The 21856-nt window shown below is 57.7% G+C and carries 18 protein-coding genes, 1 tRNA gene and 1 pseudogene; 9 read left to right on the forward strand and 11 right to left on the reverse strand.

Annotation, left to right across the window (positions count from 1 at the left end; translation table 11 throughout):
- Positions 1-58 precede the first annotated feature (58 nt).
- Positions 59-135, forward strand: a tRNA-Asp gene (locus J9885_RS13900).
- Between the two features lie 342 nt (positions 136-477).
- Positions 478-1315 (forward strand): annotated as a pseudogene (gene tcdA / locus J9885_RS13905) (tRNA cyclic N6-threonylcarbamoyladenosine(37) synthase TcdA).
- A gap of 21 nt (positions 1316-1336) precedes the next feature.
- Here the strand turns inward: tcdA and J9885_RS13910 are convergent.
- A complete protein-coding gene (locus J9885_RS13910; RefSeq protein ID WP_210549816.1) occupies positions 1337-1771 on the reverse strand; it encodes a SufE family protein in 435 nt (144 codons plus the stop codon).
- A gap of 13 nt (positions 1772-1784) precedes the next feature.
- Positions 1785-3005, reverse strand: a complete 1221-nt coding sequence (locus J9885_RS13915; protein ID WP_210549817.1) for a SufS family cysteine desulfurase — start codon at positions 3003-3005, stop codon at positions 1785-1787.
- Between the two features lie 152 nt (positions 3006-3157).
- On the opposite strand from J9885_RS13915, the gene rep reads away from it, so the two are divergent.
- On the forward strand, positions 3158-5170 hold the full coding sequence (gene rep, locus J9885_RS13920) for a DNA helicase Rep (RefSeq protein WP_210549818.1): 2013 nt from the start codon (positions 3158-3160) through the stop codon (positions 5168-5170).
- Here the strand turns inward: rep and J9885_RS13925 are convergent.
- The 5 genes from J9885_RS13925 to J9885_RS13945 all read right to left on the reverse strand — a co-directional run bounded on the left by J9885_RS13925 (position 5157) and on the right by J9885_RS13945 (position 11342).
- A complete protein-coding gene (locus tag J9885_RS13925) occupies positions 5157-7460 on the reverse strand; it encodes a bifunctional diguanylate cyclase/phosphodiesterase (RefSeq protein ID WP_210549819.1) in 2304 nt (767 codons plus the stop codon). The two genes, rep and J9885_RS13925, sit on opposite strands and share 14 nt — an antisense overlap.
- An 84-nt stretch (positions 7461-7544) precedes the next feature.
- Positions 7545-7997 carry a c-type cytochrome gene (locus J9885_RS13930; protein ID WP_043763622.1) on the reverse strand — a complete coding sequence of 151 codons (453 nt, stop codon included), beginning with the start codon at positions 7995-7997 and terminating at the stop codon, positions 7545-7547.
- Positions 7998-8211: 214 nt separating this feature from the next.
- The gene (tdh, locus tag J9885_RS13935) at positions 8212-9237 is read right to left on the reverse strand and encodes an L-threonine 3-dehydrogenase (RefSeq protein WP_043763620.1); all 1026 of its coding nucleotides are present in this window, start codon (positions 9235-9237) and stop codon (positions 8212-8214) included.
- An 86-nt stretch (positions 9238-9323) separates the two neighbouring features.
- Entirely contained in the window at positions 9324-10514 is a 1191-nt protein-coding gene (locus tag J9885_RS13940; RefSeq protein ID WP_210549820.1) for a glycine C-acetyltransferase, read from the reverse strand.
- A 183-nt stretch (positions 10515-10697) separates the two neighbouring features.
- Positions 10698-11342, reverse strand: coding sequence for a TetR/AcrR family transcriptional regulator (locus J9885_RS13945; RefSeq protein WP_210549821.1), 645 nt, complete (start codon positions 11340-11342; stop codon positions 10698-10700).
- A gap of 153 nt (positions 11343-11495) precedes the next feature.
- Here J9885_RS13945 and rfaD point away from each other — a divergent pair, with 153 nt between their 5' ends.
- From rfaD to J9885_RS13975, 6 genes are all read left to right on the forward strand, one after another.
- A complete protein-coding gene (gene rfaD / locus J9885_RS13950; protein ID WP_210549822.1) occupies positions 11496-12455 on the forward strand; it encodes an ADP-glyceromanno-heptose 6-epimerase in 960 nt (319 codons plus the stop codon).
- 49 nt (positions 12456-12504) lie between these two features.
- Entirely contained in the window at positions 12505-14268 is a 1764-nt protein-coding gene (locus J9885_RS13955) for a polysaccharide deacetylase family protein (protein WP_210549823.1), read from the forward strand.
- 3 nt (positions 14269-14271) lie between these two features.
- Positions 14272-15507 (forward strand): O-antigen ligase family protein, encoded by a 1236-nt coding sequence (locus J9885_RS13960; RefSeq protein ID WP_210549824.1) that lies wholly within the window; start codon positions 14272-14274, stop codon positions 15505-15507.
- Positions 15504-16595: a glycosyltransferase gene (locus tag J9885_RS13965; RefSeq protein WP_210549825.1), complete on the forward strand. Its 1092-nt coding sequence runs from the start codon at positions 15504-15506 to the stop codon at positions 16593-16595. The genes J9885_RS13960 and J9885_RS13965 overlap by 4 nt, the downstream gene beginning before the upstream one ends.
- Positions 16596-16690: 95 nt before the next feature.
- Complete coding sequence (locus J9885_RS13970; protein ID WP_210549826.1) at positions 16691-17368, forward strand: glycosyltransferase family 25 protein; 678 nt, start codon at positions 16691-16693, stop codon at positions 17366-17368.
- Complete coding sequence (locus J9885_RS13975; protein WP_246876961.1) at positions 17368-18450, forward strand: glycosyltransferase family 9 protein; 1083 nt, start codon at positions 17368-17370, stop codon at positions 18448-18450. The genes J9885_RS13970 and J9885_RS13975 overlap by 1 nt, the downstream gene beginning before the upstream one ends.
- On the opposite strand, the gene J9885_RS13980 is transcribed toward J9885_RS13975, so the two are convergent.
- The 4 genes from J9885_RS13980 to J9885_RS13995 all read right to left on the reverse strand — a co-directional run bounded on the left by J9885_RS13980 (position 18401) and on the right by J9885_RS13995 (position 21768).
- Entirely contained in the window at positions 18401-19465 is a 1065-nt protein-coding gene (locus J9885_RS13980) for a glycosyltransferase family 9 protein (protein ID WP_210549827.1), read from the reverse strand. The two genes, J9885_RS13975 and J9885_RS13980, sit on opposite strands and share 50 nt — an antisense overlap.
- A gap of 222 nt (positions 19466-19687) precedes the next feature.
- Positions 19688-20944: a PTS ascorbate transporter subunit IIC gene (locus J9885_RS13985; protein ID WP_094697045.1), complete on the reverse strand. Its 1257-nt coding sequence runs from the start codon at positions 20942-20944 to the stop codon at positions 19688-19690.
- Positions 20945-21004: 60 nt separating this feature from the next.
- Positions 21005-21292 (reverse strand): PTS sugar transporter subunit IIB, encoded by a 288-nt coding sequence (locus tag J9885_RS13990; RefSeq protein ID WP_016349013.1) that lies wholly within the window; start codon positions 21290-21292, stop codon positions 21005-21007.
- Positions 21293-21324: 32 nt separating this feature from the next.
- A complete protein-coding gene (locus J9885_RS13995) occupies positions 21325-21768 on the reverse strand; it encodes a PTS sugar transporter subunit IIA (protein WP_049046508.1) in 444 nt (147 codons plus the stop codon).
- Positions 21769-21856 lie beyond the last annotated feature (88 nt).

Consider the following 21856-nt stretch of genomic DNA (forward strand, 5'->3'; position numbering starts at 1 on the left):
GCGAGGATGACACCTCATAAAGAAGCAGCAAAAGATTTAGCGAAAGCTAACCGAATGCGGAGCGGTAGTTCAGTCGGTTAGAATACCGGCCTGTCACGCCGGGGGTCGCGGGTTCGAGTCCCGTCCGCTCCGCCACTAAATTGAAAGGCCTTCCCTGACGGGAAGGCCTTTTTGCTTTCTGGCTTTTGCAAACGGGATAAGGAAACAAGAAACAACCGACGGTGCTGCGACTTGGCACTGGCAACTCGGTCCCGGTCTGTTGTCTCTTGTGCTTGAGCCGGACGCTGTCAGTCTCCCCGCCCGCTCCGCCACTAACAAGAAGCCCGTCGACAGACTGGGCTTTTTTTCGTCTCTACGATCTCTCTATCTCATCTCAGTTAGTCCGATGTCGCCGTTCCATCCCGTTTCATGTTTATCTGAAATTCGCCGCCGCCCATGGTTGTCGCTATAATGGCCGCCCTCAAGCAAGGTGGTGGTATGAAAGCAGAATATCTACAGCGATTCGGGGGCATTGCCCGTCTTTATGGTCAGAGTGCGCTGCGCTCCTTCAGCCAAGCGAAAGTCTGCGTGGTCGGGATCGGCGGCGTCGGCTCCTGGGCGGCAGAGGCGTTGGCCCGTGCCGGCATCAACCAGATCACCCTGATCGACATGGATGACATCTGCATCACCAACACCAACCGCCAGATCCACGCCATGCAAGGCACGGTCGGTCGCCTCAAGACGGAGGTGATGGCCGAGCGCATTCGCGCCATCAACCCTGATTGCGAGGTGATAGAGGTAGATGACTTCGTCACTGCCGACAACTTGGCCGAGCATATCAAGCGGGAGTTTGACTATGTGGTGGATGCCATTGACTCGGTCAAGGCCAAGGTGGCGCTGATTGCCTTCTGCAAGCGCAACAAGATCCCGGTGATCGTGGCTGGCGGTGCCGGCGGGCAGATGGACCCGACCCAGATCACCGTGGCCGACCTGGCCAAGACTATCCAAGATCCGCTGGCTGCCAAGGTGCGCTCCGACCTGCGTCGGCTGCATAATTTCAGCAAGAATCCGGCGCGCAAGTTCGGGGTGGAGTGTGTCTTCTCAACCGAGCAGCTGAGCTACCCGGACGGGAATGGCGGCACCTGTCAGGCCAAGGCGACCAGCGATGGCAACATGAAGATGGATTGTGCCTCCGGCTTCGGTGCCGTCACCCCGGTGACGGCGACCTTCGGTCTGGTGGCTGCGTCCCGGGTGTTGAAGAAGATTGCCGAGCGCGGGGCTCGTGCCGAGAAAGAGGCCGGGAATTGAAGAAGTTGGGTCGATTGGCGAAGCCTAATCGACCATTGAACCTGGCGGGTTAGACCGTCAGCGCCCGGATTGCCAACACGATTGCCCTGAGCCCGTTGCCCCGCGACGGGCTCAGGTGTTTCTCGAGCCCGAGCTCGCTGAAATAGGTATCCATATCAAAAGCCTGGATAGCATCGGCAGTCTGATGATTGAGCGCTGCCAGCACGATGACGATGAGGCCACGCACGATGCGGGCATCTGAATCACAGGCAAAGTGCCAGCAGCCATCCTCGCTTTGCTCTCCCTTTAGCCAGGCCTGGCTTTCACATCCCTTGAGGCGGAATTCCTCCTGCTGCCATTCGCTGGGTAGCGCGGGCAACAGCTTGCCGAGCTGGATGATGAGCCGGTACTGGTTTTCCCAGCCGTTCGCCGCAGCAAACTGTCGGCGGATGCTATCTGCATCGGGATCAAGGCCGATCCGGGTATAGGTTGCGAGGCTGTTCATCGGGTTGTCTGCCTTAGAAGAAGTCACTGAGTTTGTGCAGGGCGGCCAGCAGGGCGTCCACATCGTCACGGTTGTTGTAACAGGCGAGTGAGGCTCGCATTGTGCCGCCAATGCCAAGGCTCTCCATCAACGGCATGGCGCAGTGGTGGCCTACTCGCAGGGCAATCCCCTGCATATCGAGCAGGGTGGCCGCATCCTGGGGGTGGATCTCCTCCAACAGGAAGGAGACTGCACCGGCGCGCTGGCCTGGCTCACCGACCAGACGCAGCCCCGGCACCTGCCGCAGGCCGGCGACCAGGTAGTCGGTCAGCGCCTCTTCGTGGCGGGTCAATCCCCCCCGGTCTTGTTCCATCACAAAATCGATGGCGGCAGCCAGGCCGATGGCGCCGGCGATATGGGGGGTCCCCGCCTCGAACTTGAAGGGCAGGGCATTGAAGGTGGTGCCGTCGAAGCTGACCCTGTCGATCATCTCGCCGCCGGCCTGCCAGGGGGGCATCCGCTCCAGCAGTGCGGTGCGGCCCCACAGCACGCCGATACCGGTCGGGCCGTAGAGCTTGTGGCCGGAGAAAGCGTAGAAGTCGCAGCCGATGGCTTGCACATTAACCTCGAGGTGGGCCACAGCCTGGGCGCCGTCGATCAGGGTCAGGGCACCGACCGCCTTGGCCGCCGCCACTATCTGCCCGACAGGGTTGACGGTGCCGAGGGCATTGGAGACATGGGCAACGCTCACCAGTCGGGTACGTGGCCCCAGCATGGTCAGATAAACGGCCATGTCGAGATCGCCCCGCTCATCGAGGGGGATGACTCGGATGACGGCTCCGGTGCGCTGGGCGACCAGTTGCCAGGGGACGATATTGGCGTGGTGCTCCAGGGTGCTGAGCAGGATCTCGTCCCCCGCCTTGAGCTCGCTCATCCCCCAGCTCTGGGCCACCAGGTTGATCGCCTCCGTGGTGCCACGGGTCCAGATCACTTCGTGGTTGAGAGGGGCATTGATAAAGCGGGCGACCGTCTCGCGGGCATCTTCGAAGGCCCGGGTGGCCCGGCCGCTCAGTGCGTGGGCGGCACGGTGCACGTTGGCGTTATCGGCTCGATAGTAGTGATTGATCGCATCCAGCACCGCCTGCGGTTTCTGGGTGGTGGCGGCGTTGTCCAGATAGATCAGAGGGTGGCCGTTGACCTCCTGTGCCAAGGCCGGAAACTGGCCGCGCAGCAGGGCGTGCTGTTGCTGATTCATGCTCCCCTCATCTCATCTGGAAAAGTCGGTCATGATCCGGAAAATGGCGGGCAAACACAAGACGAAGTGACGGGCTCCCGTGTCCGGTTTCGGCTGCCCGCGGGATCTCTGCTACAATGCCGCCCCTCATCATAAGCCAAGAGATCCGGCCCATGAAGCTCAACCCCAATCAGAACGAAGCGGTCAAGTATGTTTCCGGCCCTTGCCTGGTGCTGGCGGGTGCCGGATCGGGCAAGACCCGCGTCATCACCAACAAGATTGCCTACCTGGTGCAGCAGTGCGGCTACAACGCGCGCAACATAGCGGCGGTCACCTTTACCAACAAGGCGGCGCGGGAGATGAAGGAGCGGGTCGGCCAGACCCTGGGTCGCAAGGAGGCGCGGGGGTTGATGGTCTCCACCTTCCATACCTTGGGGCTCGAGATCATTCGTCGCGAGCACAAGAGCCTGAACCTCAAGGCCAACTTCTCCCTGTTCGACGATACCGATCAGCTGGCGCTGCTCAAAGAATTGACGGAAACCGAGCTCGATAACGACAAGGACAAGCTCTCGGCCCTCATCAGCCAGATCTCCAACTGGAAGAACGACCTCATCCTGCCTGCCCGCGCCATGCGCATCGCCCGAGGGCCGGAAGAGGTGCTGATGGCCCAGCTCTACGAGCGCTATCACCGCCAGATGGTGGCCTACAACGCGCTGGATTTCGACGATCTCATCGTGATGCCGACCCTGCTGCTCAAGAGCAATCAGGAGGTACGCGAGCGCTGGCAGAACAAGATCCGCTACCTGCTGGTCGACGAATACCAGGACACCAACACCAGCCAGTACGAGCTGGTGAAGCAGATCGTCGGCGAGCGGGCCCGCTTCACCGTGGTGGGGGATGACGACCAGTCCATCTACTCCTGGCGCGGGGCCAAGCCGCAGAACCTGGTGCTGCTGAACGAAGATTTTCCCAATCTTCGGCTCATCAAGCTGGAGCAGAACTACCGCTCCAAGCGGCGCATCCTCAAGTGCGCCAACATCCTGATCGCCAACAACCCCCACGTCTACGACAAGGCGCTCTTCTCCGAGCTGGACGAGGGGGTGAAGCTCAAGGTGCTGTTCGCCAAGAATGAGGAGCACGAGGCGGAACGCATCGCCGCCGAGCTGATGGGTCACAAGTTCATGAACCGCACCCGCTTCAAGGATTACGCCATCCTCTACCGGGGCAACCATCAGTCGCGCATCTTCGAGAAGGCGCTGATGACCAACCGCATTCCTTACCGCATCTCGGGGGGCACCTCCTTCTTCTCCCGCACCGAGATCAAGGACATCATGGCCTACCTCAAGTTGCTGGTGAATCCGGACGAGGACACCGCCTTCCTGCGGGTGGTCAACCTGCCGCGTCGGGAGATAGGCCCCACCACCCTGGAGAAACTGGGCCAATACGCCAATCAGCGCGGCAAGAGCCTGTTTGCCGCCAGCTTCGAGCTGGGGCTGGAGCAGCACCTCTCCGGTCGAGGCCTCACCGCCCTGCAGGCTTTCACCAACTGGCTGGTACGGCTCGGTGATCAGGCCCTGCGCGGCAACCCGGTGGAAGCGGTGCGGGACATGATCAAGGAGATCCACTACGAGGAGTGGCTCTACGAGACGTCTCCCAGCCCCAAGGCGGCGGAGATGCGGATGCAGAACGTTTCCACTCTCTATCGCTGGATCAGCGAGATGCTGGAGGGAGATGAACTCGAGGAGTCGATGACGCTCGCCCAGGTGGTCACACGCCTCACCCTGCGGGACATGATGGAACGCAACGAGGGGGAGGACGAGGCGGATCAGGTGCAGCTGATGACTTTGCACGCCTCCAAGGGTCTGGAGTTTCCCTATGTCTACATGGTGGGCATGGAGGAGGGATTGCTGCCCCACCAGACCAGCATCGACGAGGACAACGTGGAGGAGGAGCGTCGCCTCGCCTACGTGGGGATCACCCGGGCCCAGACCGAGCTGACCTTCACCCTCTGCAAGGAGCGGCGCCAGTATGGCGAGTCGGTGCGGCCGGAGCCGAGTCGCTTCCTGCTGGAGTTGCCCCAGGATGACCTGGAGTGGGAAAACCAGAAGCAGGTGAGCGCCGAGGAGCGCCAGCAGAAGGGGCAGATGGCGGTGGCCAACCTGCGCGCCATGTTCAAGAAGGATTGATGTCGGAAGGTATCATTTCCCGACCCGTCTGACTCAGCAGGGGCAGGATGTCGGCTCCCGGCAGCGGGGGAGAGATGTGGCGCCCCTGCCCGAGAGCACAGCCGAGTTCGATCAGCTTCATCAGCTGCTGCTGGTTTTCGATGCCCTCGACCACCAGAGTGAAATCGAGATCCTGACAGATGTCGCGCATGGCGCGGATCAGCGCGAGATCCCTGGGGGAGTTCATCATGCGGTGGGTGAAGCTGTCATCCACCTTGATGTAGTCCACCGGGAAGTGGAACAGGGCGTTGAGGGAGGAGAAGCCGGTGCCGAAGTCATCCAGGCTGATCTGGATCCCCTTGGCCCTGAGCTCATGCAGCGCGGTGAGCGAGTCGGCACTCTGCCTGGAGATCTCGCGCTCGTTGAACTCGAAGATGAAATAACCTGGAATGACTCCCTCCTCCTCCATGATGCCGACCAGCCGCATGATCTGATCGCGGCTGGCCAGATGCTTGCCGGAGAGATTGAGGGCTATCTTGAAGCGACTGTTCCCCGAAACCGGTAACCAGAGCTTCAGCTGCTGGCAGGTGCGCCTCAGGATCTGGCGATCCAGATCCTGGATGAGGCCGCACTGCTCGGCCAGGGGAATGAAGTCGAAGGCATCCTTGAGTTCCCCTTCCTCGGTGATCCAGCGCGCCATCACCTCCAGGCCGACCAGACGGCTGTCGCACAGCCGGATCACCGGCTGGAAGTAGGGGACGACCCTGCCTTCTCGCAAAGCCCTGAACAGCCGCTCCTCCGGTGAGCCGGCATGCTCGGTGCAGGCCTCGGAATACATGACGATGCGGCTGCGGCCGTTGCGTTTGGCCTGATACATGGCGAGATCGGCCTGGTGCAGCAGTTCGCTGATGTCGGCGGTCTGCTCCGACACACTGGCCACCCCCAGGCTGAGGGTAATGGTCAGCTCATTGCCCTGCAGCCGGAACGGGTGGGCAATGCGGGCAAGGATACGGTTGAGCACAGGGCTGATGTCCGCTTCCCGCTGGCTGTTGTCGAGATAGATGACAAATTCGTCCCCCCCGAGTCGTGCCACCATGTCATTTTGCCTGATGCAGCTCTGCAGGCGGTTGCCCAGCTCCTGCAGCAGCTGATCCCCTGTACTGTGTCCCAGCGCATCATTGACCTGCTTGAAGTGATCCACATCGGCGAAGATCAGGGTGAAACCGGCGCTCTGGTAACGGCGATAGCGTGTCATGGCATGGTGCAGGTGATTCATCAGCAGGGCCCGGTTTGGCAGCTGGGTCAGGGGGTCGTGCAGGGCGTTGAACTGGAGCCGCCGCTCCAGCTCCTGGTAGTGCTTGAGTCGTTTCTGCAGCCTGAGATTGGTTTGGCGAAGCTGCTGTAGCCGCTGGTTGATGGACTCCTCCGAGTTGAGAGCATCCAGTTGTTGCCTGACTCTTTTCAGCTCCAGCAGCAGGGTCAGCTGATGGCGCAGGAAGTCGAGAAACAGCCTGTCATCGGCTGCCAAAGGTTGGGCCGTGTTGATGATGAGGTGGGCAAAATACTGTTGTTGCTGGCGCAGGGGCAGGCTGTACCAGTAGAGCCCGGCATCGTGGCGTTCGATGTTGTTGGTGCTGTGACAGAGGGCCTGGAGGAGGTCGTCATCGTACGAGAGGTGTGTCGGGTAGAGCCGATCCAGGCGCTGGTTCTCCAGCCGGATCAGCAACATGTCGCTGACGGCCAGCATCTGGCGCAGCACTGCCTCCAGCTGGGCAAACAGGGCATGCTGCGGCAGGTTGTGAGCGAGCCGCATGATACGGCCGATCTTCTCTATTTTCTCCTGCCAGTGGGGATCCCGCTGCATGAGGGGGGAGGCCTGCCCAGCCAGCTGAGCGCCGGCCTGGGTCTCGTGCAGGCGCTTGGCCAGGCACTCCAGCAGCAGCCGCAGGGTGGGTGTCTGCTCCGGGGTCGTGCGGGCCAGCAGCCACTGTACCTCGAGGTGCTCCACGATCTGCACGCACCAGCCCTGGTGCTCATCGAGCCGGGTGAGCTGTTCGGTGAGGCGGGGTTCTTCCCGTCCCAGCTGCTGCTTGAAAGTCTCGGGCAGCTGATGTTCGTGCAACCAGCGCAGGCCACCGTTGACCAGCCCCAGCATGGCAAAGTGCTGCAAGGGGCAGAGTCTGTCCAGCTGTGCAACGAGTCTTGCGTAATCTTGGGGGGCGGCGATGCCGGGAGCGGGAAAATCCATGATGGATGAGATGACCGCCAGCAAAGAGGAGGAGTCTGGCGGTGTGGTGGACTGGACTGACATGCAATGCTCCCGAATCAACTTACCTTCAAGCGTAGTCGGAAGTGCTTGGATTGAAAGGGCTGCAATGGGAGCCCTTTCAGATACTTAGAGCTTGTCGATCATGTAGTGAATGGCGTTCTCGATCTCTTCGTCGCTACAGGCGGCGCAAGTGCCCCGTGGTGGCATCATGCCGGCCTTGCCGGTGAAGCCTTCGATGGCATGCTTGCGCAAGGTATCGAAGCCCTGGGCGATGCGCGGTTCCCAGGCCGCCTTGTCTCCCCGTTTCGGGGCGCCGGCGGCACCGGTGTCGTGGCAGGCAAAACAGGCTGCCTTGAACACGGTCTCGCCATCCCGTGGACCGGACGATGCGGCGGCAGGGGCCGCGGCGGCCGTCGCGATCCCCTCCAGATCCTTGGCGGTATAGACCTGACCGACCGGGGCGATGCGCTCGGCGATGGCTTCCGGTGACATCTCATCGGCGGCAAACACGGTGCCGGACAGGGTGGCGGCCGCCATCCCGGCAGCCAGCAAATAGCTCAGTTTTTTCAACACGCTCATGTACTCCCAGCAGGCTCTTATTATCCCTAGAAAACGACGGGATTATAACCGAATAGTTACAGGCATTTAAACGCTTGTGTGTGAAGTGTTAAGCAATCTGCGAACAAAGTTTCGGCGACGGGAGAGAGGAAGATCTGGTGGCCCCAAAAAGAAACCCGGTATGCACCGGGTTTCATGAGTCAGTCAAGGCAGGGGCCTATGTGCCCGGAGCTCGTCAGTCCCAGCTCAGGATCACCTTGCCGGACTGGCCGGAGCGCATGGCATCGAACCCCTGCTGGAAGTCGTCGACCTTGAAGCGGTGGGTGATGATGGGGGAGAGATCCAGCCCGGACTGGATGAGGCTTGCCATCTTGTACCAGGTCTCGAACATCTCGCGGCCGTAAATCCCCTTGATGAACAGTCCCTTGAAGATCACCTTGCCCCAGTCGATGGCCATGGTGGAGGGGGGAATGCCGAGCATGGCGATCTTGCCGCCGTGGTTCATCTTGTCGATCATGTCCTGGAAGGCGCTGGGTACGCCGGACATCTCCAGCCCCACGTCGAAGCCCTCGGTCATGCCGAGCTCGGCCATGACGTCGGAGAGCTTCTCCTTGCTCACGTTGACGGCGCGGGTGGCGCCCATCTTGCGGGCCAGCTCGAGGCGGTACTCGTTAACGTCGGTGATCACCACGTGGCGGGCGCCCACATGACGGCAGACCGCGGCGGCCATGATGCCGATGGGGCCGGCGCCAGTGATGAGCACGTCCTCACCCACCAGATCGAAGGAGAGGGCGGTGTGCACGGCGTTGCCGAACGGATCGAAGATGGCGGCCAGCTCGTCGGGGATATTGTCCGGCAGCTTGAAAGCGTTGAAGGCCGGGATCACCAGGTACTCGGCAAACGACCCCGGGCGGTTGACGCCCACGCCAATGGTGTTGCGGCACAGGTGGGTGCGACCGGCGCGGCAGTTGCGGCAGTGGCCGCAGGTGATATGGCCTTCACCCGACACGCGATCCCCCACGGCGAAGCCGCGCACTTCCTGACCGACGGCCACCACTTCCCCCACATATTCGTGGCCGACGACCATGGGTACCGGGATGGTCTTCTGGGACCATTCGTCCCAGTTGTAGATGTGGATGTCGGTGCCGCAGATGGCGGTCTTGCGGATCTTGATCAGCAGATCGTTGTGGCCGAGCTCGGGAGCCGGCACGTCTGTCATCCAGATGCCGACTTCGGATTTGAGTTTGGAGAGTGCTTTCATGACAGAGTCCTCACGGCGCTGTGCCGGGTACAGAGGGTAATAAAAGGGGCCCAACCTTGGCCCCTGTTTCAATCAATCATCCGGGTTCAGATCACGCCCAGTTCGCGGCCGATGCGGATGAAGGCATCGATCGCCTTGTCCAGCTGCTCCCGGGTGTGGGCGGCGGACATCTGGGTGCGGATGCGTGCCTGGCCCTTGGGCACCACGGGGAAGGAGAAGCCCACCACGTAGATGCCGGCGTCCAGCATGCGGCTCGCCATCTCGGCGGCCAGCTTGGCATCCCCCAGCATGACCGGGATGATGGCGTGATCGGCCCCGGCCAGGGTGAAGCCCGCGGCGCTCATCCGCCCGCGGAAATAGGCGCTGTTCTCTTTCAGGCGGGCGCGCAGGTCGTGGCCGTCGGCCAGCATGTCGATCACCTTGATGGTGGCCGAGACGATGGAGGGGGCCAGGGAGTTGGAGAAGAGGTAGGGACGGGAGCGCTGACGCAGCCAGTCGATCACCTCTTTCTTGCCGGAGGTATAGCCGCCAGAGGCGCCGCCCAGGGCCTTGCCCAGGGTGCCGGTGATGATGTCGACCCGATCCATGACGCCACAGTATTCGTGGGTGCCGCGGCCGTTCTCGCCGATGAAGCCGACGGCGTGGGAGTCATCCACCATGACCAGGGCATCATACTTGTCCGCCAGATCGCAGATGGATTTGAGGTCGGCGATGACGCCGTCCATGGAGAAGACGCCGTCGGTGGCGATCAGCTTGAAGCGGGCGCCATCGGCATCGGCCTGCTTGAGCTGGGCTTCCAGCTCGGCCATGTCGTTGTTGGCGTAGCGGTAGCGTTTGGCTTTGCACAGGCGCACGCCATCGATGATGGAGGCGTGGTTGAGCGCGTCGGAGATGATGGCGTCTTCCGCACCGAACAGGGTCTCGAACAGACCGCCGTTGGCATCGAAGCAGGAAGAGTAGAGGATGCTGTCCTCGGTGCCGAGGAAGGCAGACAGCTTCTGCTCCAGCGCCTTGTGCTGATCCTGGGTGCCGCAGATGAAACGCACCGAGGCCATGCCGAAGCCGTGGCTGTCGAGGCCCTGATGGGCGGCGGCAATGAGATCGGGGTGGTTGGCCAGCCCCAGATAGTTGTTGGCACAGAAGTTCAGTACCTGCTCGCCGCCCACCGCAATCTGGGCCTGCTGGGCCGAGGTGATGATGCGTTCCTGCTTGTATAGCCCTTCCGCCTTGACCTGTTCGAGCTGCTCGGTCAGGTGACGATAGAATCCGTTAGACATCCTCGGTCCTCATTGCTGTATCGACTGGGTAATCAGGATCTCGGGCCGTGCAACCCGTACGGTGCGGCGTCGTCACGGTCGCGACGAAACGCCGACAGACCCTAGAATGGGCAACATTTTACTGTAATCCCTGCGCATAAATTCAAATTTTTATGCTGGTATTAAACAATTGTGAAACAGATCTCACCCAGCTGGTTGGGCCAGTTGGTGGTAATGCTGCTCCAGCTGGTGGATCTGCGTGGCCACCTGAGGCTGCACATAGGGACGCAGCAGGAACAGCACCCGCAAGACTCCCTGATAGAGCAATGGCTTGGTGATGCGGGTGTGGGGAGCCTGGGCGATCTGGAAGGGGATCCAGCAGGTGACGACCATCTTGATGGTCTGGCCCAGATCCGGCAGGTCTTCGTCGCTGACAGCGAGTATGCCCCCCTCGCGCAGGCTCCTGAGCAGCGCCTCCACGGTGGCACGCAGCTGCTCCTGGGCCTTGAGGTATTTCTGTTGCAACGGTTCGTCGCGACTCAAAATGTCCGGCAGATTCGCGTAAAAGAAGCGGAATTGCCACATCAGGTAGAAGATGGCATCCAGATAACCCATCAGGTCTTCCAGATTGATCTCCTGTCTGCGCGCGGGGGCAAAGCTCTCGCTCAGGTGGCGGGCATATTGATCGAAGATGGAGTGGATGATGTCTTCTTTGTTGCGAAAGTGGTAGTAGAGGTTGCCCGGGCTGATGCCGAGGTGCGCGGCAATGTGGTTGGTGGTGATGTTGCGTTCACCCTGGTCGTTGAACAGCTCGATGGCGCTGTGGATGATCCTGTCTCTGGTCTTCATCGCTGATCCCTCTGCCGGGCCCCGGGGGGAAAGTCATCGAGGTCGAATCCCCCTGCGGCCCGTGATAAACTTTTCGGCAATTTCAAATTGGCCCACTATACACAGCTTTAACAGGCAGTCACACGGGGCCACAACGTACGCGAGGCAAACTCCATGATCGTAGTAACTGGCGGTGCTGGCTTTATCGGCAGCAATCTGGTCAAGCAGCTGAACGCTCAAGGACGGACCGATATCGTGGTCATCGATGACCTGACCGACGGCACCAAGTTCGTCAACCTGGTCGATCTCACCATCGCCGATTACATGGACAAGGATGAGTTCCAGGCGCGCATCGTCTCCGGTGACGAATTCGAGGAGTGGGATGGCGGTATCGAGGTTATCTTCCACGAGGGTGCCTGCTCCGCGACCACGGAGTGGAACGGCAAGTTCATCATGGAGGTCAACTACGAGTACTCCAAGGATCTGTTCCACTACTGCATCGAGCGGGAGATCCCGTTCATCTACGCCTCCTCCGCCGCTACCTATGGCGGTCGCAACGACAACTTCATCGAAGATCCCAAGTTCGAGCAGCCCCTGAACGTTTATGGCTATTCCAAGCAGCTGTTCGATCAGTACGTGCGCCGCTGGATGCCGGAGATCAACTCCCAGGTCGTGGGCCTGAAGTATTTCAACGTCTACGGTCCGCGCGAGCAGCACAAGGGCTCCATGGCGTCCGTGGCTTTCCACCTCAACACCCAGGTGAAGCAGGGTGACAACCCCAAGCTGTTCGAGGGCTGTGACGGCTTCCCGGACGGCGGCCAGATGCGCGACTTCATCTATGTGGACGACGTCTGCAGGGTGAACCTCTGGTTCTGGCAGAACCCGCAGCACTCCGGCATCTTCAACTGCGGTACCGGCCGTGCCGAGCCGTTCCAGAACGTGGCCGAGGCGGTGATCAAGCATCATCAGAAAGGCGCTATCGAATACATCCCCTTCCCGGATCACCTCAAGGGCCGCTACCAGAGCTTCACCCAGGCTGACCTCACCAAGTTGCGCGGCGTCGGTTATGACGGCGAGTTCAAGACAGTGGCCGAAGGCGTGGCCGATTACATGGCCTGGCTGAACCGGGCTTGATCCCCCTCTGACGGGTGGCCCTGGCCACCCGTCGATCGGATGCGCTTGCATGAACATAATGATGGCTCTCTCCCAGCTCGAAGTGACGGGAGCTGAGGTCTATGCCACCACGGTTGGCAACGAGCTGACCCGACGTGGTCACAACGTCTTCTATGTCTCGGATACCCTGACCAAGCCCACCCAAGGGCCTGTGTTCAAGCTGCGTTTCAACAAGCGCAGCATCCTGCGCCGTTTCTGGCACGTGTTTTACCTCGTCTACCTGATCAAGAAGCATCATATCCAGTTGGTGCATGCCCACTCGCGTGCCTCCGGCTGGAGCAGCTATGTGGCCTGCAAGCTGACCGGGACCCCCATGATCACCACGGTGCACGGCCGTCAGCCGGTGCATGCCTCCCGCAAGGCATTTCATGCGTTGGGCTACCGGGCGGTGGCAGTGTGCGAGGATATCGCCAGCCAGATCATCGACAACCTGGGGGTGGATCCCGCCATCGTCCAGGTACTGCGCAACGGCATCGAGACCGACAAGTTCCAGCCCGTGCCGGCCCCGGACAACGACAAGCCGGTGATTGCCATCATCGGTCGGCTGAGCGGCCCCAAGGGGGAGCTCTGCTACCGGTTGCTGGATGAGGTGCTGGATCTGGATGCCTGCCGGGTGCGGGTCGTCAGCGGTACCCGGGTGCCGGAGCGGTTCGCCCGGTTCCAGGACAAGGTCGACTTTGTGGGCTATGTGGACGATGTGCCCGCCCTGCTGGCAGGTTGCGATCTGGTTGTGGGCGCCGGTCGGGTGGCGATGGAGGCTCTGCTGTGTGGTCGTCCGGCGTTTGCCATCGGTGAGGCCAAGGCGATCGGGCTGGTGGACGAATCGAATCTGGATGAGGCGCTCGCCAGCAACTTCGGTGACATCGGCCCCAGGGATCTGGCCATCGATTTTGCCGAGCTGAAGGTGCAGATTCCTTCGGCACTGGCCAGCAAGGTGGTGCCAGACCCTGTGCGCCAGCGTGTTTTGCAGGAGTATGACCTGCAAGGTGTGGTCACCGGGCTGGAGTCCATCTATCAGGATGCCGTGGTCGAGACTCTGCGCCGGGAGATGCCGGTCATCATGTACCACCGCTTTATCGAACATGAGAGCGAGAAGGGGGTGCATGGCACCTGGTTACCCATCACCATGTTCGAGAAGCACCTGCGCTTAATGAAGTGGCTCGGCTATGAGACGCTGACATTCGCAGATATAGCGGACAAGGGGTTTATCCATCGGCTGCAATACGGCAAGAAGTACCTGATGATCACCGTGGACGACGGCTATCGGGACAACCTGACCCGTATGTTGCCGCTGCTGGAAAAATATGGCTACAAGGCGGTGGTCTACGTGGTGACCGGCGAGGATCACAACCGTTGGGACGTGGAACATCCGACCCACCCTGACACACCGGTGACCCTGATGAAACCGGAGGAGATCAAGGCGATCGTGGCCTCCGAGCACGTGGAAATAGGGGGGCATACCCTGACCCACCCCCGTCTGAGCCAGCTGACACCTGAGCAACAGGCTCACGAGATCCGGGTAAACAAGGCGTGGCTGGAGCAGTTGCTGGGCCATCCGCTACTCTCCTTTGCCTACCCTTACGGGGATCTGAACGACAGCGCAAAAGCCCAGGCCAGCGCCGCCGGTTATCGCTATGCTGTGGCCACCAACAGCGGTCCCAGAGCCATGCATCAGGACCCGCTTCAGATCCGCCGGATCGCCATCTTCCCCCGTACCGACGTGTTCGGCCTGTGGCGAAAAATTTTTGGCAATTATGTATTTAGGAAGAATTAGTTAATGCCTATTAACAGCAAAATTCTACTTGATCGAATGACAATAGGTTTATTTTCCTTATCAATTATATTTTTGTTTTGTGGTCTGTTTATCGTTCCATCTGGAACATCATATATGTCAACTCTTATTGTATTATCATGTTTTTTTGGTGTTGCTAATTTTTTTACTGGTGATAAGACAAGTGTTGGTTTGCGAGACAAAAGGCTGCTGTTTGCTTTTCTAGCATATGCACTGGTCATTCTCGTTAATAGACAAATTCATGGCGATGCGTCTTGGATTATGAGAAATATACTTTATGTTATAGTTTTTTCATTTCTCCTGCCAAGAGAGAGAATAATAATTAATATAGGTGTGCTGAGTGTGATTATGGGAGGCATATCTATTGGCGGGCTTAGTGTGTGGCAATACTATCATGGCTTGGATAGAGTTGAGGGGTATACAAATGCCATCTTATTCTCCCAGGCAGCTTTAGTCATGTTTATCCTAAACCTGATGGTTGTGTTTTCCTGCCAGCGGATTTATGTGTCTTTTCTCGCTAGTGTTGCCGTGCTTGGCTCACTCTATGCGCTATATCAGTCACAGAGCAGAGGGGTATGGATTGCAGCTGTTTTCATCATAATGATCGTATCATTTGTAAAACTAAAACATAAGCCTATAAAACTGTCTCTTTTAATTCTTGCCTTTATCATATCAATGATACTGCTGTACCAGTACAGCCCTGTAGTGCAGCAGCGAATCTTGGATGCTACGAGTGACCTGGATAAGATGCAAGGTAATTCCTATGACACATCGTGGGGATTGAGGCTAATGGCATGGAAGAGTGCCTGGTTTGGATTTTTAGAACATCCTATTTTTGGTATTGGCTATGATGGTTTAGATGATCTGAGGCTTGAACAACTGAAATCAGGTATTGTTGATCAGTTCTATATAAATTATGGAATGTATCATGCGCACAACCAATTCATGCAAAATATTCTTATTAGAGGGATGTTCGGTGGGGCCGCGGCTATTCTTGTTTTAATTTATCCTATTGTAATAGCCAGAAGACCTTTTGGTATTTTTTCTGCCTCGACATTAGTTCCTATCGGTATACTAATCTGCAGTTTGTCAGATGTCCCTCTAGAGCATCAAAATACATTGTATATCTATACATTGAGTCTTGTGCTCGGCTGGTTTTACTATGAAAACGCTCATCTTTTAGAGGGTGTAAATAGTGAGGAGGGGATTTCTGAAAAATGAAAAAAGTAGCATTTTTGATCGAGAGATTACACATGGGGGGGGCCGAAAAGGTTCTTCTAGAATATATTAAGTTACTGTCATCTTCAGGAAAGTATTCATTGCTGGTAATAACAAGCAAGAATAATCAGGAGGAGTTCCTGTGTCAGGAAATTATGAGGTATGCACAGTATGCATACCTCCTTGAAGATGAGGTTGTAAATAAAGCTAGCTTTATTAACAGGATCAAGCGCTCATTGAATAGAAAGGCAAAGCTAAAATCCCTTCTGGCTGGCTATGATGTAATAGTGGATTTTATTGATGCTGACTTCCATAAATACATTAAAAAATTTAAAAATAAAAAAATAACTTTGCTACATTCTAGCTTTATTAATCTTGAGAAGAGAAAGCGTGGTATTAGAGAGCGATGTGATAGTTATGATAATATAATTTTTATTTGTCACGATATGCGTGATGAAGTAGTGCCTCTGAATGTTTCATGGTGGAATAGAACATCGGTTATTTATAACCCGTTCGACTTTGTCAAGATAGAAAGTGAGTCACTCAATTACTCCGCTCTAACTTCAAAAGAGAAAGAGCTTCTATCGTGTGATTATATATTAAGCGTATCCAGGTTGGATGAAAAGACGAAAGATATCTCTGGTCTTATAAATGCTTTCTCTATCGCGAGAGATAATGGATTGAACAAAAAGTTATTCATTGTTGGCGATGGCGAAGATAGGTACCTGTTGGAAGAATTAGCTAGAGAATTTGGTTTGACAAATGAGATAGTCTTTCTTGGGCAACAATCCAACCCTTATGTGTGGATGAGGCATGCTAGTTCATTTGTACTTAGCTCTAAAGGAGAGGGATTTGGCCTTGTTCTTGTGGAGGCTTTATTTTTAACTGGCAGCGTTATCTCAACCGATTGTCCTGTTGGACCAAGTGAGATATTAGAGAGGGGCTCCAATGGAGCTCTGTATCCTATGGGAGACTATGATCAGCTTGCTAAGTTGCTTTGTAATCCACCACCAAAAATAGAAAATATTGATCTGACAAAATACTCAAGAGAAAAATTGCTTCGTGATATAGTATCTGTTCTGGATAAGTAGTGCTTAATTTATATGACAGTTTTTACATACATTATATGAATGAAACTTAAGTCTTTTTTCATAAATAGCGATTATAGTTTTTGAGGTGGAGTCTAATGGTCCCTGTCTTTGTTATCAGCTTGAACCGTAGCATGGATAGACGTGCAATGGTTACAAAGCAGATGAAGCATCTCAATATTGACTTTGAGTTTTTTGAAGCTGTCGATGGCCGCTCTTTGAATGATACTGATATTGGGGCGGTAGACTTTACCTTGGCTAAGGAATTTTGCGGTCATGACCTAAGTATGGCTGAGGTTGGCTGCGCTTTGAGCCATATCCGATTGTATGAAAAAATTATTTCTGAGGGGATCGAGCGTTGTATAATTCTGGAAGATGATATTTATCTGCATATGCACTTCAAATCAATTATAGAGTTTATTATCGGATGCAATCAGGCGGAGATTGTTTTCCTTCATCATGGAAAGGCAAAGTATTGGCCAATATTAAAAATGCTCCCAGAAGGGTATCGTCTGGCTCGCTATATGACCCCGAGTCGAAAATCCAAGAGGGGTATAATTTCTGCTGCTGGTTATATGCTCACGTTAGCCGGTGCAGAAAAATTATTAGCAACAGCTTATCCGCTTCGAATGCCAGCTGACTATTTGACGGGGCGGTTACAGCTCAACGGTCTAACGGCCTCGGGTGTTGAGCCTTGCTGTATGGATGTTGGTATGTTCGATACTACGATTGATGACCGCAATTATGGTCCTCATGTTGGCAACGAAGAGGTGTGATGGTGATCGGCTATCTGCAACTGTTGCGTGATAGGGTGCGCAGAGCGCTGGGTATACTCTTGTTTGACAAGAAGATGCCCCTCGGCATGCAAGGGGATGTCAACCACGTGCTGGTTGTCCGCTGGGATGCCAAACTGGGAGACTCATTTATCTCTTCATTTTTCTTCAGGGAGATAAAAAAGCTGCCGGGGAGCAAGAAGGTGACCGTGATCACGACCCCTGCGTTGGCCAGTCTGTATCGGGATTGTTTCGGCGTTGATGAGGTCATCGAGATCAACAAAAGGCCCGGCTACCGTGCCATCGGCGAGATGGCGGCAACCATTGACCATGTCGATCTGGTGATACATCTCACCGAGGGGATGAAGATGAAAGATCTTTATCTCCTGCACAAGCTCTCTCCGACCAATGTTGCCTCCCTTGATGACAGTATCGGACGCGTCAATGTGAAACTCTCCAGGGCGACGGCGGGCATGCTGTTCCAGGATAAATATCGCTATCTGTTGTCTCTGCTGGGGGCTGGAGATATAGATCCCCAGTACATCATCCCGGTGGCAAGGAGGGGGAATGTGACCTCTGCCTGCGAGGATCTTGTTCTCCTCAATCCCTTCGGCAGCACCCAGTACAAGTCGTTCTCCCACGCCAAGGTGGTTGCGTTATTGAACACGCTGGGGAATGAATTCTCGGATTGCCGCTTCGGGCTCCTGTCCTCACCCGCCACTTATGACGCGGCAGCGTCCATGGTCAGCGCCTGTACAGCCAGCAATGTCATGCTGCTGGAGGGTGTGAAAACCATTGATGATGCGATCTATTGTGTTCAGCAGTCCAGGGCCGTGCTGTCGGTGGACACCGCCATAGTGCATATCGCCGTCGGATTGGAGAAGCCGCTGGTGGCGGTCTACCCACGTCATGGTGAGGTGTTCAATCAGTGGCTGCCGACCAGCACGCCGAAGGTCCGGATCCTCTTCAGCGATTCCCCGGGCCTGAATGCCGACATGAACAACGTCGATAATCGGGCCGTTTGTGAGGCGCTATCTAGTCTGTTGACTGTGACTGAGCAAGCAGAGTCTCTAGCCGCTGAATAACCAGCTCCGGCGTAATTGCTCGGAACAGGGCTTCATCGAAGGCGTCTTTCTGCTGGGGCGGGAGCCGATAGTCTGTCCCCTTGGCATCGAAGATATCGATGGCCTGATAACGGGGGTGGTTCACCGGGTTGGCGATGATCTTGTCGCCACCTGGCGCCACTATGGTCAGCAGCGGCAGATCGATGGCCTGCGCCATATGGCGCGGGCCGGTGTCGTTGCCGACGAAGAGTTGGCAATGGGCGAAAAGCCCGACCAGCTCGCGCACCGAACGTGTCTTGATCTGGTCAAACACGCTGGCTTGCAGCGCCTCAGGCAGCAACGGTCTGAGCCCCCGGTTGTACTCCTCTTCCCCCGGCCCGCAGTAAATCAGGATCTGGGCGTTGTGCTCCTCGATGAGCCAGCGCGCTACCTTGGCAAAGCAGTCGATGGGCCAGCGCTTGTAGTGGCCCAGCGAGTTGACCCCCATGGCGATGAGCGGGCGGCTCAGGTCGACGCCGGCGGCCAGCAGGGTCTCGCGCCCCCGTTGCCTCTCCTCGTCGCTGAGCCAGAGATAGTAGTTGCGATCCTCCCTGGCGAGGCCGAGGGGCTTGAGCAGGGAGAATCTGTCGTCCACCAGGGTGCTGTTGCCCCGATGCTCGGTGTCGTGTCGGAAGCGCACGATGCGATTGTGGCCGAGTCGCCAGGGGAAGGAGTCAAACCCGATCCGCAGGCGGGCGCCGGAGAAGAGGCAGGTCAGCAGGCCTATCATCTGGCCCTGGCTGTTGATCACCACGTCGTAGTGCTCGCGGCGGATCCTCAACAGCAAATCCTTCATGTAGCGCCACTCGTTGCGGCGCGCCTTCTCGATGACGATTAAGCGGTCGATGTTGGGGTTTCCCTCTGCCATGCCCGCGCAGTAATCCATGACCAGATAGTGAACTTCCCCGGCAGGATCGTGCTGCTTGAGGTTGTTGCACAGGGCGGTGGAGATCAGCACGTCCCCTATCTGTTTGGTTTGTACTACCAGGTATTTCATGGAGAAGGCCTCATGTGAGGTCATGGTTGAACGACAGCGAAACAGCATATCGCACTCGACCGTCAGATGCTGCCGCGACGGCGTGAAAATCCGATCCCCGGCACTGTGCGGACCCGATTTTTGTCTCTCTGCTGGATTATTCGCCACTCACGCGGCCAGCGCAGTGAAATGCAAAAGGCACGACCTTGGGTCGTGCCTTTTTTCGGCCACACATTGCTGCGATCAGCGCACGATGAGGCCGAGCAGTATCCCCACCACGCCGAAGTCGGCATCGCTGAAGGTGGTGTTGGCAAAGCCGAGATCCCCCAGCACCGGCAACAGGAACACCGGCAGGAAGGTGATCAGCAGGCCGTTGGCGAAGGCCCCCAGCATGGCACCGCGACGGCCGCCGGTGGCGTTGCCGAAGACCCCGGCTGCCGCGCCGACGAAAAAGTGCGGCACCACCCCAGGAATGATGACGGTGAGCCCCAGCAGGTAGAGCAGCACCATGCCCACCAGTCCGGCGGCAAAGCTCGACAGGAAGCCGATCAGCACCGCATTGGGGGCGTAGGGGAAGACGATGGGGCAGTCCAGCGCCGGCTTGGCGTTGGGCACCAGCTTGTCGGAGATCCCCTTGAAGGCCGGCACGATTTCGGCGATGACCATCCGTACCCCCTGCAGGATCACGTAGACCCCTGCGGCGAAGGTGATGGACTGCATCAGAGAGAACATGAACCAGTGCTTGCCCTTGGCGACACTGGCGACAAATTCGGGGCCAGCGAAAGCTGAGGTGATAAGGAAGATGATGCCCATGGTGAAGGAGATGGCCACCGGGGTATCGCGCAGGAACAGCAGGCTCTTGGGTACCTGCACCTCTTCGCTGCTGTGGGCCTTGTTGCCGAACTTGGCGCCGATCCAGCCGGCCAGCACATAGGAGCAGGTGGAGAAGTGGCCGAGCGCCACGTCATCGGAGCCGGTGATCTGCTTCATGTAGGGGTGGGCGAGGGCCGGGAATAGCACCATGGTCACGCCGACCACCAGGCTGCCCACCGCGATGAGCGGGATGCCGCTCATGCCGCCGGCGGAGAGGATGGCCGCTACCATCATCGACATGAACAGGGTGTGGTGACCGGTCAGGAAGATGAATTTCCACGGGGTGAGCCGGGCGATCAGGATGTTCACCAGCATGGCGAAGAACATGATCATCGCCATCTCCTTGCCGAACGACTGCTGGGCGATGGAGACGATGGCCTCGTTGTTGGGTACCACTCCCTTGATGCCGAAGGCGTGCTGGAAGATGGTGGCGAAGTCACCCAGCGAGTTCACCACCAGGGTGGCGCCAGCCCCCAGGATGACGAAGCCCATGATGGTCTTGACCGTGCCCTTGATGCACTCGGTCACCGGTTTCTTCTGGGCGATCAGGCCGATGAGGGCGATCAGGCCGACCAGCACGGCCGGCTCCGACAGCACGTCAAACATCAGAAAATTGAAAAATTCCATGGTCAGCTCCAAGCAGATGGAAGCGGCGGCTCACCGGCCGCCCAGACAGTCGCAAAGGGGTTAGAGTGCGCCCAGCTCGCGCAGGGCGATGGCGAGTTTTTCTTTCATGGCGGCCTTGTCGACCATGTTGTCCAGCGAGACCAGCCGGCCGTCGACGCCCATGCTGACCAGCTGTTCGGCGATGTCGCGGGTGGCGACAAAGATCTCGGCGCTCTCGCTACCGGCAGAGGCGAGATCCCGGTGATCCACCTCGGCCGTCACGGCCAGCTCCTTGAGAATGCTCTTGATGCTCATCTCCATCATCAGGCTGGTGCCCAGGCCGTGTCCGCATACAACCAGAATCTTCATGTTCTCTTCCTCTGTCGGGCGCAGGGCGCCACTCAATAACGCGCCAGGATGCGCAAGATGTCGTCTTTGCTGGTGGCCGCCATGATGGCCGCCACGTCCTCTTCATTCATAAACAGCTCGGCCAGCTGGGCGATGGTCTCCACGTGGGAGTCGCTGTCGCTGGCGGCCAGGGTGACCAGCAGCCGGACCGGGTCGTTGCCCTCGGAGCCGAAGTTGACCCCCTCCTTCAGCACGGTCAGCGCCAGTCCCAGCCGGTTGACGCCGTCTTCCGGGCGGGCGTGGGGCATGGCCAGGCCCGGGCCCAGCACGTAGTAGGGGCCGAGCTCCTCGTGGGAGCGATAGAGCGCCGCCACATAGGAGGGTTCTATGGTGCCGTTGGCCAGCAGGGGGGCGGTGGCCAGCTCGATGGCGTGACGCCAGTCGCGGGCGCCCGCTTCGATGGAAATGACCTCCTCGGTCAGCAATTGGGTCAGCATGGCAGTGTCCGGGCTGGATAAGATGGCGCCAATCTAGCGATCTCCCTCGCCCGGAACTGTGATCATGATCTCGAAAGTTAGCGCTACC

This window comes from Aeromonas sp. SrichE-2G (genome assembly GCF_017939565.1).
Taxonomy (GTDB): Bacteria; Pseudomonadota; Gammaproteobacteria; order Enterobacterales; family Aeromonadaceae; genus Aeromonas; species Aeromonas taiwanensis.